At 57.1% G+C, this 15,952-nt stretch carries 13 protein-coding genes; 4 read left to right on the plus strand and 9 right to left on the minus strand.

Annotated features, from left to right (window positions below; all coding sequences use genetic code 11):
* Positions 1-32: 32 nt before the first annotated feature.
* Together degP and dgt are read right to left on the minus strand one after the other, a co-directional pair.
* The gene (degP, locus tag ACWKXT_RS21440; protein ID WP_454528304.1) at positions 33-1,469 is read right to left on the minus strand and encodes a serine endoprotease DegP; all 1,437 of its coding nucleotides are present in this window, start codon (positions 1,467-1,469) and stop codon (positions 33-35) included.
* A 131-nt stretch (positions 1,470-1,600) separates the two neighbouring features.
* Positions 1,601-3,115: a dGTPase gene (gene dgt, locus ACWKXT_RS21445; protein ID WP_454528305.1), complete on the minus strand. Its 1,515-nt coding sequence runs from the start codon at positions 3,113-3,115 to the stop codon at positions 1,601-1,603.
* 82 nt (positions 3,116-3,197) lie between these two features.
* Between dgt and mtnN the strand changes: the two genes are divergently transcribed.
* From mtnN to ACWKXT_RS21460, 3 genes are read left to right on the plus strand one after another with little or no spacing between them, the layout of a single operon-like run.
* A complete protein-coding gene (gene mtnN / locus ACWKXT_RS21450) occupies positions 3,198-3,896 on the plus strand; it encodes a 5'-methylthioadenosine/S-adenosylhomocysteine nucleosidase (protein WP_454528306.1) in 699 nt (232 codons plus the stop codon).
* Positions 3,889-4,689, plus strand: a complete 801-nt coding sequence (gene btuF / locus ACWKXT_RS21455; RefSeq protein WP_454533359.1) for a vitamin B12 ABC transporter substrate-binding protein BtuF — start codon at positions 3,889-3,891, stop codon at positions 4,687-4,689. The genes mtnN and btuF overlap by 8 nt, the downstream gene beginning before the upstream one ends.
* Before the next feature lie 21 nt (positions 4,690-4,710).
* Positions 4,711-5,334: a TRIC cation channel family protein gene (locus tag ACWKXT_RS21460; RefSeq protein ID WP_080328745.1), complete on the plus strand. Its 624-nt coding sequence runs from the start codon at positions 4,711-4,713 to the stop codon at positions 5,332-5,334.
* 71 nt (positions 5,335-5,405) lie between these two features.
* Here the strand turns inward: ACWKXT_RS21460 and erpA are convergent, their stop codons facing one another.
* Together erpA and clcA are read right to left on the minus strand one after the other, a co-directional pair.
* Positions 5,406-5,750, minus strand: coding sequence for an iron-sulfur cluster insertion protein ErpA (gene erpA, locus ACWKXT_RS21465; RefSeq protein ID WP_008501923.1), 345 nt, complete (start codon positions 5,748-5,750; stop codon positions 5,406-5,408).
* Positions 5,751-5,829: 79 nt separating this feature from the next.
* A complete protein-coding gene (clcA, locus tag ACWKXT_RS21470; protein WP_454533360.1) occupies positions 5,830-7,230 on the minus strand; it encodes a H(+)/Cl(-) exchange transporter ClcA in 1,401 nt (466 codons plus the stop codon).
* Between the two features lie 177 nt (positions 7,231-7,407).
* On the opposite strand from clcA, the gene hemL reads away from it, so the two are divergent.
* Positions 7,408-8,688, plus strand: a complete 1,281-nt coding sequence (gene hemL / locus ACWKXT_RS21475; protein ID WP_454528309.1) for a glutamate-1-semialdehyde 2,1-aminomutase — start codon at positions 7,408-7,410, stop codon at positions 8,686-8,688.
* Positions 8,689-8,769: 81 nt separating this feature from the next.
* Here the strand turns inward: hemL and fhuB are convergent, their stop codons facing one another.
* The 5 genes from fhuB to ACWKXT_RS21500 all read right to left on the minus strand — a co-directional run bounded on the left by fhuB (position 8,770) and on the right by ACWKXT_RS21500 (position 15,946).
* Positions 8,770-10,752 carry a Fe(3+)-hydroxamate ABC transporter permease FhuB gene (gene fhuB / locus ACWKXT_RS21480; RefSeq protein ID WP_454528310.1) on the minus strand — a complete coding sequence of 661 codons (1,983 nt, stop codon included), beginning with the start codon at positions 10,750-10,752 and terminating at the stop codon, positions 8,770-8,772.
* Positions 10,749-11,639, minus strand: a complete 891-nt coding sequence (fhuD, locus tag ACWKXT_RS21485) for a Fe(3+)-hydroxamate ABC transporter substrate-binding protein FhuD (protein ID WP_454533361.1) — start codon at positions 11,637-11,639, stop codon at positions 10,749-10,751. Before fhuD ends, fhuB begins: the two co-directional genes overlap by 4 nt.
* Complete coding sequence (gene fhuC / locus ACWKXT_RS21490; protein ID WP_217479546.1) at positions 11,639-12,436, minus strand: Fe3+-hydroxamate ABC transporter ATP-binding protein FhuC; 798 nt, start codon at positions 12,434-12,436, stop codon at positions 11,639-11,641. Before fhuC ends, fhuD begins: the two co-directional genes overlap by 1 nt.
* Before the next feature lie 50 nt (positions 12,437-12,486).
* Complete coding sequence (fhuA, locus tag ACWKXT_RS21495; protein WP_454533362.1) at positions 12,487-14,736, minus strand: ferrichrome porin FhuA; 2,250 nt, start codon at positions 14,734-14,736, stop codon at positions 12,487-12,489.
* Between the two features lie 205 nt (positions 14,737-14,941).
* On the minus strand, positions 14,942-15,946 hold the full coding sequence (locus ACWKXT_RS21500; RefSeq protein WP_454533363.1) for a fimbrial protein: 1,005 nt from the start codon (positions 15,944-15,946) through the stop codon (positions 14,942-14,944).
* Positions 15,947-15,952: the final 6 nt, after the last annotated feature.

Below are 15,952 nucleotides of genomic sequence, written 5' to 3' on the forward strand. Positions count from 1 at the left end.
AGAAAGCCCCTGCGTACAGGGGCTTAAGAGGATTACTGCATCAGCAGGTAAATGGAAGTGTCACCACGCTGGATATTCAGCGCCAGCACGGACGGCTTGCTGTCGAGAATTTTGCGCAGTTCAGCGATGTTTTTCACCGGCTGCTGGTTAGCCCCCATGATCACATCACCTTTTTTCAGGCCGATACGGGCAGCCGGGCTGTTCGCCTTCACGTTGTTAACCACAACGCCTTTGTCCTGGCCCTTGTTGCTCATCTCAGCCCCTTCAATACCGCTGAAGATAGTGCTGGAATCCACCTGATTCTGGCTGCTCTGCTGCAGCTCAAGGCTCACGTTAACCGGTTTACCGTCACGCAGCAGGCCGAGGGTCACTTTGCTACCAATCGGCATAGAGCCCACTTCCGCGCGCAGGGCAGCAAAGCTGCTGATCGGCTTACCGTTCAGGGAGGTGATCACATCCCCCGCTTTAATACCCGCTTTCGCCGCTGAGGAGTTAGGCATAACCTGGCTGACGAATGCACCGCGCTGCGCATCCACCTTCATCGCTTTTGCGAGCTCGGAGTTCAGCTCGGTACCCATAATACCCAGCTCACCGCGTTTCACCTGGCCGTACTGCACCATCTGTGCAGTCAGGTTTTTCACCATGTTGCTCGGGATAGCAAAGCCGATCCCGATGTTACCGCCGTCCGGTGCCAGGATTGCGGTGTTGATACCGATCAGCTCACCGTTCAGGTTCACCAGCGCACCGCCGGAGTTACCGCGGTTAATCGCCGCATCCGTCTGGATGAAGTTCTCATAGTTCTCCGCATTCAGGCCGCTACGGCCCAGCGCAGAGACGATGCCGGAGGTCACGGTTTCACCCAGACCGAACGGGTTACCGATAGCGACGGTGTAGTCACCCACGCGCAGCGCATCGGAGTCGGCAATTTTAATCGCCGTCAGGTTTTTCGGATCCTGAATCTGGATCAGCGCGATGTCGGAGCGCGGGTCTTTGCCGACCACTTTGGCGTCGAACTTACGGCCATCGCTCAACTGAACCTTAATGCTGTTAGCGTTATCAACAACGTGGTTATTGGTCACGACGTAGCCTTTCGCCGCATCAATAATTACCCCTGAACCAAGCGCCATGAATTTCTGTTGCTGGCCGCCGCCCTGGCCGTCATCCCCTGCGCCACCGCCCTGACAGAACGGAGAACTCTGGAATGGCGAACCGTCCTGGCAGAACGGTGAATTGTCACCGAAGAACTGCTGGAAGTTACGCGGCATACGCGGCGTATTGACGGTTGTGCTACCTTCAACGTTAATACTCACCACCGATGGCATCACTTTTTCGAGCATCGGTGCCAGGCTTGGCATCTGCTGCGCGGTTGCTGCCGACGACGCGGTCTCGGCTGCAGTAGCAGTCAGAGGAGACAGTGCTAAACCTAAACTCAGAGCCAGTGCACTCATTGCTAATGTGGTTTTTTTCATGTTTCTCAATCTCGATTTACAGGTAACGCAAAATTGCTGTGTAACTCAGATTCATTTTATACCGCTTAGTTCCGGCCATAAGTTTATGGAAAAGGTAAAAATTTATTGGCCGTCTTTACAAAACTCCGGAATTATTCCACGGCCATGAGCTTGCGGTATTCGTCCCAGGCATACAAATCGGTCATGCCGCTGATATAGTCCTGGATAAGACGGCAGCGATAATAATATTCCATTACCGGCCACTGGAATGATTGCCGATCCAGTTTGCCAATCGCTTCGACATACGCCAGCCGATGACGGGTAGAAAGTTTCTGGTAAAGCCGGGATTCGATAGGAATTCGCCGCACGCGCTCTTTTTCCACCAGCTCACTGAACTCGTCCGTCGTCAGGTTGAGCAAGGGAGAATAAATCTCCAGTAACCCACTGATTACCCGGTATCCCTGCAGTTCCAGCTGTTCAACGTCAGGATGGCTGAACACATGCCGCATCGCCACATGCTTATAAAGTTCAAGAAGCTGACTGAAGCTGCTGTCGTCTTCCAGCAGCGCATGATTGAATTCCCCGCTGAAGATCAACGGTAAATTATCAATAAAGCGCGAGGCGGCATACGGCACCAGTTTATTTAATGTATTGACCCGCAAATACATAAAGAACTGATCTTCCGTACTGCGGCTTAACGTATTTGAGCGCGATTTTTCCCAGGCATTTTCGACAACCTGCGCGAACAGCGATCCTTTTTCATGGGTTCCCCATGCTGCATAAAGATGCTGATAAAGCTCCTCGACGCTGAATATCCTTTTCTCAACGGCATCTTCCAGGTCGGCCACGCAATAGGAAATATCGTCAGCGGCTTCCATAATCCACGTCAATGGAAAGCGGCCGTTTGGCGTCAGGGAAAGTTCTTTACGTAGCCGTTCTATATAGGCCTCTTCGGAAAGGTAATAGCCCGGCTTTTTCATTAAATAACTGTGGGACGCGGGCGTCTCCCCCATCCACCACGCGGGACGCGTATATTTCAGTATGCAGCCGACCTGCGCCCAGGTCAGGTTCATGCGCATCAGGGAATGGACCAGCCGGATCCCCTGCGCGTTGCCCTCGAAGTGACACAAATCCTGGCGCACTTTGCGGCGCAGATCGTTTAGCCCTTCTTCGCCCTCACGCAGGCGTAAATCGCGCACGATGCAGCGGTCATCACTGAGAGGCTGGCTTACCGCATCCGTCGGGTAAAGCCGCTGTTTAAACCAGTCATTGATAGCCGCCTCGCCGAAGTGGCCAAAAGGCGGGTTGCCGATGTCATGCATCAGGCAGGCCATCTCAACGATGCTCTCGAAAGGCCCCGTCAGCTCATCCAGGCCGTAGGTTTCCAGTAAACGTTGCTCTTTAAGGCGGCTTAAAATCTCTTTGGCGATATAACGCCCGACCTGCTGGACTTCCATGGAGTGGGTTAAGCGCGTGCGTACCGCGGCGTTACGCTCCAGCGGGAACACCTGAGTCTTTTGCTGCAAGCGCCGGATGGCGGGCGAGTTAATGATCCTGCCGCGATCGCTTTCGAAGATACGCAGGATCTCATGTTCGCTCTTTTCGCCCTGCGGCGAACGGAAACGTCGGTGCCAGTTAATTTTGGTACGAAAATCGATTGGTGACATGTGCTCCCCCGCGTGAGAATGCGTTTCCCCTTAACCGCATGATAGACTATGCATCTTAACAAGGCACATCGCGAGTAAATCTATGAAAATCGGCATTATTGGTGCAATGGAAGAAGAAGTTACGCTGCTGCGTGACAAAATTGAGAACCGTCAGACCCTCACTCTGGGGGGTTGTGAGATCTACACCGGCCAGCTGAACGGTGTTGACGTGGCTCTGCTGAAATCAGGCATCGGTAAAGTGGCTGCTGCGCTGGGTGCGACCCTGCTGCTTGAGCGCTGCAAGCCGGACGTGATCATTAATACCGGCTCTGCGGGCGGCCTGGCGCCGACGCTGAAAGTGGGCGATATCGTTGTCTCAGACGAAGCGCGCTACCACGACGCCGACGTCACCGCGTTCGGTTACGAGTACGGTCAGCTTCCGGGCTGCCCGGCAGGGTTCAAAGCTGACGATAAACTGATTGCCGCGGCTGAAACTTGTATTGCTGAGCTCAACCTCAACGCGGTACGCGGCCTGATTGTCAGCGGCGATGCGTTCATCAATGGTTCCGTCGGACTGGCGAAAATCCGTCATAACTTCCCGCAGGCCGTCGCCGTTGAGATGGAAGCCACCGCAATTGCGCACGTTTGCCATAACTTCAGCGTACCGTTCGTGGTGGTGCGCGCCATCTCGGACGTGGCAGATCAGCAGTCCCACATCAGCTTTGACGAATTCCTGGCCGTTGCGGCAAAACAGTCCACCGTGATGGTGGAACGCCTGGTACAGAACCTGGCACGTGGCTAAACCGTCTCTCAGGGCGCTGGTCGCCCTGCTCCTCCTCGCACCGGCGTGGCTGTTCGCCGCGCCGCGTGTGATTACCCTCTCTCCCGCCAACACCGAGCTGGCGTTTGCCGCCGGGATCACGCCCGTTGGCGTGAGCAGCTTTTCGGATTACCCCCCACAGGCGGCCGGCATTGAACAAGTAGCAACCTGGCAAGGGATGAACCTTGAGCGCATTGTGGCGCTTAAACCGGATCTCGTGCTGGCCTGGCGCGGCGGTAACGCCGAGCGGCAGGTCAACCAGCTTATCTCGCTTGGCATCAAGGTCATGTGGGTTGACGCCGTCAGCATTGAGCAGGTCGCTCAGGCGCTGCGCGCCCTGGCACCTTACAGCCCCACGCCGAAAAAGGCCGAGGCTGCGGCGAAGCAGATGCTCAGTGACTACGCCGCGCTGAAAGCCCGATACGATACCCCTGTTAAAAAGCGCATCTTCCTGCAGTTCGGCAGCCAGCCGCTGTTCACCACCGGAAAAGGCTCGATTCAGAACCAGGTGCTGGAAGTGTGCGGCGGGGAAAATATCTTTGCTGCCAGCCGTGTGCCGTGGCCTCAGGTGAGCCGTGAGCAGGTTCTGGCGCGCCAGCCACAGGCCATCGTCGTGGTCGGAAATGCGAGCGAGATTCCTAAAATTAAACAATTCTGGCAGAGTCAGCTAAAAATTCCGGTGATCCCGCTCAACGGCGACTGGTTTGAACGCGCCAGCCCGCGTATTATCCTCGCCGCAAAACAGCTCTGTGCCGCCCTGGCAGAGGGTCATTAACATACGTTCGAGGATTTAACGATGCTCGTTTATTGGCTGGATATTCTTGGCACAGCCGTTTTTGCTATCTCCGGCGTCCTGCTCGCCGGAAAACTACGCATGGATCCGTTTGGCGTGCTGGTGCTGGGCGTGGTGACCGCCGTTGGCGGCGGGACAATTCGCGATATGGCGCTGGCAAATGGCCCGGTATTTTGGGTGAAAGATCCCACCGATCTGGTGGTGGCGATGGTGACCTGTCTGTTGACCATCGTGCTGGTGCGCCAGCCTCGCAGACTGCCAAAATGGATATTGCCGGTGCTGGATGCCGTCGGTCTCGCCGTGTTTGTCGGTATTGGCGTCAATAAAGCGTTTAATGCGGGTACCGGCCCGATGGTGGCAATCTGCATGGGCGTATTGACCGGCGTTGGCGGCGGGATCATTCGCGATATCCTGGCGCGTGAAGTGCCGATGATCCTGCGGACTGAAATCTATGCCACTGCCTGCATAATTGGCGGGATCGTTCACGCTACGGCGTATTACACCTTTGCGGTTCCGCTGGAAAATGCGGCCATGCTGGGTATGGTCGTGACGCTGGTGATACGTTTAGCGGCGATACGCTGGCACCTGAAGCTGCCGACGTTTGCGCTGGATGAGAATGGCAGGTAAATGCAAAACGGTAACCACCAGGTTACCGTTTTTAGCGTTTTGTCGGGGTGAGGGCATCAGCCCGCCCCCTCTTAAATACTGAACGAAGAACCACACCCGCAGGTGCTTGTTGCGTTCGGGTTGGTCACCACAAAGCGCGAACCTTCCAGACCTTCGGTGTAATCCACCGAACCGCCCACCAGATATTGCAGGCTCATCGGGTCTACCACCAGCGCGACGCCCTGCTTCTCGATGGTCATATCGCCGTCGTTCACCTGATCGTCAAAGGTAAAACCGTACTGGAAGCCACTGCAGCCGCCACCGGTAATATAGACACGCAGTTTCAGATCCGGATTGTCTTCGTCGGCAATCAGGGTTTTCACTTTGTTGGCTGCTGCTTCGGTAAACTCCAGCGGCACAGCTACGTCATCACTCATCTTATGCTCCCATGAATACTGCTATTGGGTAAAATTCACCCAATTCTTTTCGTCATTATCTAATACCCTGGTAATTCATTCAAGTATTCTGCGCGGCGGCCCGCTCCGCCTCTTGTTTTGCCAGGGTACGCGCGAGGATGGTGGAGTATAGCGGTTTTCCACCCAGGAATTGGGCTAATAGTGTCGCCCCGAGACAGGTAATGATCATTGGCAAAATGAGCTGGTAATTATCCGTCATCTCCAGCACCAGCACGATGCCGGTCAACGGGGCGCGCAGGGATGCGGCCAGCAGCGCCCCCATTCCGGCCACCGCAAAGGTGCCGGCGTCCAGATGGTAAGCGGGGAAACCCGCCTCAGCCGCCATACCAAACGCGGTGCCGAGCAGCGTGCCCAGCGCCAGCATTGGGGCAAAAATCCCGCCGGGCGCACCGGAGGAGAAGCACAATACGGTGGTAATCACCCGGGAGATAAACATAAACAGCAGCAAACCCACGCTGAAATTTCCGGCTGCAGCAATGGGGATCAGCCCGAAGCCACCACCAGCAGCATTCGGTTCGATAAAGCCGAGCACGCCGCACATCCCGCCCAGCAGGCCGCCCATTAGCACCCATTTCGTGGTGTTCCCGCAGTGAATACGCTGGAACATATCCTGAGCTCGCAGGATAAAGGTGTTAAACAACGGCCCCACTATGCCAAAAATCATGCCGAGGATCAGGTAAAGCCACAGGGTGTTGACCGGCGCGTTGGTCAGTTTACCCACTTCAATCACCGCCCCTTCGCCATTAAAGATGCGAAACACGATGCTCGACATAATCACGCCGGTAAACACCGCTTTAATGGAGATCAGGTTGTAGCGGAACTGCGCGCGCATCTCTTCGATGATGAACAAAATACCGGCCAGCGGCGCGTTAAACGCCGCAGAAAGCCCCGCTGCGGCACCGGTGGCCAGCAGCGTATGGCGCGCTTCAGCGCTGCGCATGCGGAACAGATCGCCCACCATGCGGCCGACGTTCCCCCCCAGCTGTACGGTTGGCCCTTCCCGGCCGAGCACCATTCCCGCGCCAAGCGTCCCCATGCCGCCAATGAATTTCACCGGGATCACCCGCCACCAGCGCACCGGGCGTAGCTCCTCCAGCGCACCTTCAATTTCCGGGATGCCTGACCCGCCCGCCTCCGGCGCAAACTTACGCACCAGAAAATACCCCACCATGGCAAACAGCGCAGACAGTCCGAATGCCGCTACCCAGACCAACCATTCGCGCTCGGCGAAACCGGCTACGGTACCCACTCGCCAGTTGAGTACGGCATTAACCGCTTTTTCAAACGCCACGCCAACCAGGCCTGCAAGGGTACCGACCACGGCAGCGGCCAGCAGGATCGCCAGCGGGGTTTTATCGCGATTGAGTAGCCGCCGAATGCTGACTCGGTGCCGGGCGCGCGTAAACTGTTGTTCTTCAAAAGACGGAGAATCTGATTTCATGTCCTGTTCTTATTCGTCATACAAAAAGCCGCGAGGATTTTACCAGAGACTGCCCTACCGTCTCCTGAAAATTACTTAACAAATCTTAAAGCATTACCCGGCTAAAAATTTCATAACCTTTTGCGGATCACTTAGAATAGTGGGCTTAATCATTTTATACGAACCAGGAACGACGCCATGAGCAAGTCTGAAAACCTCTACAGTGCAGCCCGCGAGCTTATTCCAGGTGGCGTGAACTCGCCCGTACGCGCCTTTACCGGCGTGGGCGGCACGCCGCTGTTTATTGAACGTGCTGACGGCGCGTATCTGTATGATGTCGATGGCAAAGCCTATATCGATTACGTCGGCTCCTGGGGGCCGATGGTACTGGGTCACAACCACCCGGCCATTCGTAACGCGGTCATCGAAGCCGCTCAGCGCGGCCTGAGCTTCGGCGCACCAACCGAAATGGAAGTCAAAATGGCGGAGCTGGTTACTGAACTGGTGCCAACGATGGACATGGTGCGTATGGTGAACTCCGGTACCGAAGCCACCATGAGCGCCATCCGCCTGGCGCGCGGTTTTACCGGTCGCGACAAAATCATCAAGTTCGAAGGCTGTTACCACGGTCACGCAGACTGTCTGCTGGTGAAGGCCGGTTCCGGCGCGCTGACGCTCGGCCAGCCGAATTCGCCGGGTGTACCGGCTGATTTCGCTAAACATACCCTGACCTGCACCTATAACGATCTGAACACCGTTCGCGCGGCGTTCGAGCAGTATCCGCAGGAGATCGCCTGCATCATCGTTGAACCGGTTGCGGGTAACATGAACTGCATCCCGCCGCAGCCAGACTTCCTGCCGGGCCTGCGCGCCCTGTGCGATGAGTTCGGCGCGCTGCTGATCATCGACGAAGTGATGACCGGCTTCCGCGTGGCGCTGGCGGGTGCCCAGTCTTACTACGGCGTTGAGCCGGACCTGACCTGCCTCGGCAAAATCATCGGCGGCGGCATGCCGGTCGGCGCATTTGGTGGTCGTAAGGATGTGATGGAAGCCCTGGCGCCAACCGGCCCGGTTTATCAGGCGGGCACGCTCTCCGGCAACCCTATCGCGATGGCTGCGGGCTTCGCCTGTCTGACCGAAGTGGCGCAGCCGGGTATTCACGAAACCCTGACCGACCGCACCACACAGCTGGCAAACGGTCTGCTGGAAGCGGCAGAGGAAGCCGGTATTCCGCTGGTGGTGAACCACGTGGGCGGCATGTTCGGGATTTTCTTCACCGATGCGAAAACCGTGACCTGCTATCAGGACGTGGTGAAGTGCGACGTTGAACGCTTCAAGCGCTTCTTCCACCTGATGCTGGAAGAAGGCGTGTATCTGGCGCCGTCTGCGTTCGAAGCAGGCTTTATGTCCGTGGCGCACAGCGAAGAAGATATCAACAACACCATCGACGCGGCGCGTAAGGTGTTTGCGAAGTTGTAAGATGTGCGGCTTGATGCCCTCTCCCACAGGGAGAGGGAGCAAACACTAAAACGGCAATCTAAGGATTGCCGTTTACTTTTATTACCTACTCTGCTTTCGCAACAGATAGATAAAGTACGGTGCACCGATAAAGGTCGACAGCAGGCCCGCCGGGATCTGATACGGGAACAGCACCATCCTTCCACACCAGTCGGCAAACACCAGAATGACCCCGCCCGTCAGGGCCGACATCACAATATGTGGCATCGTCCGGCGGAACCCCATCATTCTGGCGATATGCGGCGCCATCAATCCCACAAAGCTCAGCGGACCGATGGTCATGGTTGCCGTTGCCGTCAGACACGCCGCCAGCAGCAGAAGCACAACGCGCGTTGGCGTCAGCGCTAAGCCAACCGCACGCGCGGTTTCGCCTCCCAGCGGTAAAATGGTCATCCAGCGACGGCACAGGGGGACAATCGCCAGCAGTACCATCATCACTATCCCGGAATGCACAACCTGGCTGGCGGTGGCGTTGTAGGTTGAGCCGGAAATCCAGGTCAGGATCTTCGCCATACGCGGATCGCCGCTCGCCTGCAGCATCATCAGCAGCATGGTGAAAGCGGTGCTGAGCGCCATACCGGCCAGCAGCATGCGGTGGGGAGAAAATCCGCCGCGGCCAGAGGCAATCAGGATAATCAGCAGCGTCACCGCCGCACCAATGCTCCCGGCAGGCATCAGCCAGCCAAACGCGTTGCCCGGCACCATGAACAGCATCAGCACCACGCCAAAGGCCGCGCCGGAACTGATCCCCAGCACTTCCGGGCTTGCCATTGGGTTGCCGGTCAGACGCTGAATAATGCATCCCGCCACCGCCAGCATCACCCCGGCAATCAGCGCAGAGAGAATCCGCGGCCAGCGCCACTGTAATAGTTCGTTGAGTAAATCACCCGTTGCCCAGTGCCAGCCTGCGGCATCGCGTCCGAAGGAGAGTGCCGCGAACGAGGCGATAATCAGCACCGCCAGACCGGCCAGGCTGAAGCCGATGACCGACTGACGTTCAGCGTAGACCTTATCGCCCGTGTCCATCGCCGGTGCGCTAATGCTGCGCAGACGCGGGAGCAGCCACAGCAGCAGCGGCGCACCTATAAGCGCCGTTGCCGACCCGGTAGACACTTCCATCCAGACGCGCGCCAGCCAGAGAATGACCTGATCGGAAAGCCAGAGGATCAGCGCCCCGATCAGCGGCGCCAGCAGCAGACGTGCCAGAAGGCGACGCGCCCCGAGCATTTTCGCCAGCAGCGGCGCAAAGAGACCGATAAACCCGATGATGCCGACGGCGTTAACCAGTAACGCACTCAGCACAATCGCCAGCGTGAGGGCCGCCAGACGCGCCAGCGACAGCGCCAGCCCCAGATTGCGCGCCACGCCATCATCCAGCCCCATCAGCGTCAGAGGACGCAGGAGCAGCAGCGTCAGCACCACACCGCCCGCGAGCTGCGGCCACAGGCGCTGCACAACGCTCCAGTCGGTCTGGGTGAGCGTCCCGGTACTCCACAGGAACATACTTTGCAGCTGATCGTGATGGAACAACACCAGCAGCTGGTTAATCGCGCCACAGTAGAGGCTGACGACCAGCCCGGCCAGGATAAGCGTTACCGGAGAAAGGCGCTTGCCCCAGGCCACGCCAAAGACCAGCGCCCCCACCACACACGCCCCCGCGAGTGCCGCAAACTGCGAGGTTAACGCTCCCGGCAGCGCCCACAGCGTGGTGATAGTGATCCCAAGCTGTGCGCCGGTCGCGACGCCGAGTGTGGTTGGTTCCGCCAGCGGGTTACGTAACACCTGCTGGAACAGCACGCCCACCAGCCCTAAACCGGCACCGACTAAAAGGGAGATTGCCAGACGCGGCAGCAGGCTGTAGTGGAACAGCATCTGCTGAATATTGTCGATGTCCGGCGAGGCCAGCGCGGCGCCCCACTGCGCGCGCGGTAACGCCGTCGAGAGATTGAGCCCGGTTAATGCCAGCGCGACCAGAAAAAGCAGGGACAGCAGCAGCACCGGGAAACGGGCAATACGCGTGTTCATGCTTTGCCTCCCAGCACGTTATCCAGCACGCGGGCAAAATGCATGGCCGACAGCGTTGCGCCGTAGAACCATACCGCGGGTGCGCGCAGGAAGCGCTTCTCACGCACAAACGGCATCGCCTGCCAGAGCGGCGTCGCCATCAGGGTTTGCATTTCACGCTCGTTGCCGTGGTCGAAGCACAGCACATCGACATCGCGAAACGCCGCCAGACGATCGATACCCACGGCGGTACTGCCCCAGAAGGTCATCTCCCCTTCCCAGGCGTTGCGAATGCCGAAGCTGTCCAGCACCTCCTGAAACAGGCAGTTTTTACCGAAGACCAGCATGTGGCGGGCATCCAGCAGTGTCACCATCAGCAGCGGACGATCTCCCCGGTTGGCAAAGCGCGGCTTCAGGGCGTCGATCAGGGCATCAAATTCGTCGAGATGCTTTTTGGCCTCCGCCTCGCGATTGAGGAAATGCGCCATCTCGTTAATGGAGTTTTTCGCCACGGTCAGCGGTTCTTTACCGTCGCTGAAGGAAAAACCGCGCCCGGGCGCAATGCGCGCCATGGTCTCTTCTGACGGACCGTAGCCCGCAGACCAGAACAGGAATGACGGTTTCATCTGGGTCAGCAGTTCGAGGTTTGGCTCCGTGCGCAGGCCGATGTCGATGACGGAATCAGGCAGCTTCGGCTCGTTCACCCAGAGGTTATAGTTAGGGATGTCAGCCACCCCATACGGCGTAACGCCCAGCGCCATCATCAGCTCGACCGGCAGCCACTCCAGCGCCACAATGCGGTGGGGATCGATTGCGGCAGCGCGCGCCGTCGTCATTTTAAACAGCAGCGGTGAGAGCGCCATTGCCGCCAGCAGGCGACGGCGGCTAATAAAGGTGTTGTCCAGCATCAGTACACGAAGCTCACCGGTGCAGCCCCGGCCGGGTGAGGCAAAATACCCATCGGAATACCGTAAATGTGTTCCAGCGTTTCGCTGCGCATCAGCTCAGGCGGTGTCCCCTGCGCAATCATTTCGCCACCGCGCAGCGCGACAAGATAGTCGCAGTAGCGCGCCGCCATGTTGATGTCGTGCAGGACCGCAATGACCGTCAGACCACGCTGCTGGCTTAAGCGATGCACCAGCGCCAGCACGTCCACCTGATGGGCGATATCCAGCGCAGAGGTGGGTTCATCCAGCAGCAGACAGCGGCTGTCCTGCGCCACCAGCATCGCAATCCACGCACGCTGACGCTCGCCGCCGGACAGGCTATCCACCAGACGGTGCGCCAGCGGCTTTAACCCTACCAGCGCAATCGCCTCTTCCACTTTCTCCCGGTCGGCGACGCCGAAGCGCCCAAGCGCCCCGTGCCACGGATAACGGCCAATCGCCACCAGCTCACGCACCGTCATCCCTTCCGCCTGCGGCAGCTGCTGCGGCAGATAGGCTACTTTCCGCGCGAAAGCTTTACTGCTCCAGCTCTCCAGCGGCTGATCGTCCAGCAGAATATCCCCTTCAGAAGGCGGCTGGTGACGTCCCAGCATCTTGAGCAGCGTGGATTTACCGGAGCCGTTGTGACCAATCAGGCCCGTCACTTTACCGGCCGGAAACGTCAGCGAGAGCGGATGCAGCAGGGTGCGTCCGGGTACGCGAAAGGAGAGATGGTTAAGCGTAAAGGTGGTGTCGGATTGCGTTTGATTATCCTGCATATCAGCCAACTTAAATAAAAAGGGCACGGCGAACCGTGCCCGAAGAGAGATTAGAAGCGGAAGGTCGCGGTGGCAACAACCTGACGTTCAGCACCCCAGAAGCAACCGTAGGTGTTAAAGCAGCTGGCAACGTACTCACGATCGAACAGGTTGTTCACGTGAAGCGCCACGTTAGAGCCAGCCATACCCACACGCGCCAGGTCGTATCTGACCAGGGCGTCTACTACGGTGTAGCTGCCCACCGTGAAGGAGTTTGCCGGATCGCCTTTGCTGGAGCCGGTGTAACGAACGCCGGTACCCAGCGTCAGACCAGACAGCGCACCATCATACAGGGTGTAATCGCCCCACAGGGATGCCATGTGTTTTGGCACCTGCGCGGGCGTGTTGCCTTTGTAGTTGGTGTCCGTGGTGTATTCCGCATCGGTATAGGTATAAGAGCCGACAACGTTCACGCTGGCAGACAGGGCCGCTTTCGCTTCCACTTCGACGCCACGTGCGCGGATCTCGCCGCCTTCAACGGAGAAGAATGAGCCTGCAGGATCGGCCATCAGGTTGTTGGTTTTGGTCAGCTGGTACAGCGCACCGGTGACAACAATCGGACGATCGTTCGGCACGTATTTCACGCCCGCTTCGTACTGCTTGCCTTTAGACGGTGCGAACAGTTTGCCCTGTGCATCGGTCTGCGAAGCTGGCTCAAACGATTCGCTGTAGCTGAAGTACGGGGTTACGCCGTTATCAAAGAGATAGTTAACGCCACCGCGCCAGGTGAACTGGGTGTCATCACGTTTGGAGGTGGTATTTAACACGCGGTTATACGATTCCTGATCGGCCCAGTCATAACGACCGCCCAGCGTCACCAGGACTTTGTCCCACTGCGCCTGATCCTGCACGTAGAGCCCCGTCTGTTTCTGACGGTTGAGGATCTGATAGGGGCCCGAAGTAGCAGGATCTTTTGAACCAAAATCAAAGTCGCTGTTCACCGGGTTGTAGAGATCCAGCAGCGGAACAGAATCGTCGTAGCCGAACCAGGAGTTGATGTCGTTACGCATGCGCATAAAGTCAACGCCAGTCAGCAGGATGTGGTCCACCTCACCGGTAGAGAATTTGCTCTGCAGTTGGGTATCAACGGTGAAGTTCTGCAGTTTTTCGTTATCGACAACGTATTTACGCGCCAGATAATGGCCTTTGTCTGCAGGGGCTAAAGCTGCGCACTGTTTGTTGCCGCTGTTTGCCGGATCGGTGCAAACACCGTAACCGTATACGCTGTTTTGCGAGGTTTTGTTCTCGGCAAAGCGCAGATTCTGACGCACGGTGAAGGTATCGTTGAATTCGTGGTCGAAGCTGTATCCCACCATTTTCTGGTTACGGGAATAGGTGTTGTTCTTCGCGCCTTCGTTGAAGTCAGTCGGCAGACGATCGCCGTTTGGCAGCGGATCAACCGTCCCCTCTTTTGGCAGCCAGCCGTAGTAGCCCGTTTCAGGCTCATTCTGGAAGTAGGAGAGGAATGTGAAGGTGGTTTTATCATCCGGACGCCAGGAGAACGATGGCGCGATGGCGTAACGCTGTTCGCCCTTACCCTCCTGCTGGGAATTGTTCGAACGCGCAACGCCCGTCAGACGGTATGAGTAAACGCCGTCATCATCGATCGCATCGCTAAAGTCAAAGCCGGTCTGGAACAGGCTGTCCGTGCCCGCTTTGAACTGGATCTCTTTCAACGGCTCGGTCGTTGGGCGCTTACTGACCATGTTCAGCAAACCGCCTGGGCTGCTTTTTCCGTACAGAACGGAAACCGGGCCACGCATGATTTCGGCGCGCTCAAGCATGTACGGGTCAATTACCGCGTCGTTGTAGAAGTTCCCCTGCATTTTCATGCCATCGAGGTAGTTATTTTGCGTCTGACCATCGGCCGCAAATCCACGAATAACCAGATAATCATAGGTGTTGGACGCACCGCGCGTGCCTACCGCAACGCCCGGCGTGTAGCTCAGGGCTTCTTTCACCGAACGCGGCTGGTGCAGCGCCATCTCTTCGGCCGTCACCACAGAAATAGACTGTGGAACCTTCTGGATTGGCGTGTCTGTTTTCGTGCCGGTGGCGGACTGTCTCGCAGCGATCGTCGCAGCAGGACCCCAGGCACTTTCCTGGGCAGCGGGTGCTGCGGTGACCGTAATGGTGTCTTCTTTTTTCGGGGTTTCGGCCGCGTGAGCATAAGCAGACATGCCGGCAACCGCTGTGGCTACGACGACCGCGACTTTACGCAGCGACGTGTTAATTGGCTGAGCAGTATTGAAAAGCGCCATGTTGTATCTCTGATGGAAAGGTTAATGATAACGTAAACGAGAATTATTATTATGAGCGCCAGAATAATATGCGAAACGCTGGTTGCATAGCAAGCAGTAAGCGGCCCTACAAGATTTAAGGGTTTAAGAATTAACCAGATGAAAACAGGGGGTTAATGAGGTTAGCGAAATGATCGTTAAAGCCCGCCAGAGCGGGCAGGCTGGATTAGCGGTAAAAGACCTCGAACGTCGCGACAGAATCGACCTTCCCGGCTTTAAGCTCCCCCGTTTTGATGTAGCGGGCCTTGAGCGGAATTTCGACAGGAACCTTGTCCTCCGTGCTGGTTATCGCCGTGTAGTTCTGATCAAACTGCAGCACGGTATTATTCTGGTCGAGGATCTGAATCCCGACGCCATCGGCAGCAGAGTCTCCGGACGCGATGCCCAAAATAGTGCCGTTCGTGACCCCCGTCGAACCCGCGCTGGTGAACTGATAATCGACCTTTGTTCCCGCCGCGCAGTCTTTGATTTCAATTTTAAAGCTGTCGTCGGTAAGAATATCCGAGTATTGCCCGGTAAAGTCCTGCGTATTGACCGTTTTCAGCGGCACATAAATGTTTCGGTCGACCAGATTACAGGTGTTGTTCGTAATGTGAACACTGGTGGGGGAAAACCGCATTTCACCGATCACCGCGTTGCCCAGGATATCCATTGAAGTTAATCGCGAGGTATCAAGATAGCCCTCCTGGATATCACCTGTGACAACCAGCTGTGCGGCGGCGCGAAATACAGACGTACTTTGCGAAGAGCCGTGGGTCGATCCCAGGTAGTGCATAGGCCGGACAAGATCCTCTTCATGGTAACCGGGGAAACGTTCGCTCGACGAAGCCGCGCGAATGCCAATACCCGGCACGTTGGTTTGATAAACTCCCGGCATAACATCTTCGCGCGCATCGGTATCCGTCAGATAAAGGTATCCGCGCCGAATTCGCGCATCACCGCTGCAATCCACCTTTACCTCTTTACTCTCGACGTTACCATCATAAATCACGGTGCCGACGGGTGTATCTGGCTCAACAATAATCACCGGCGGAAGTTGAAACGTCACCACGGCATCCACGTCAGAACTGCCGTTAAAAGTACAGTCGGCATGGGCTGTATGGGAAAAAGCCCCCGCCAGCACGAGCAGCATTGGTGAAAGAAATGTTTTAACCTTACGGCATGGTTTCATGAAATA

The organism is Enterobacter sp. UPMP701 (assembly GCF_053709515.1).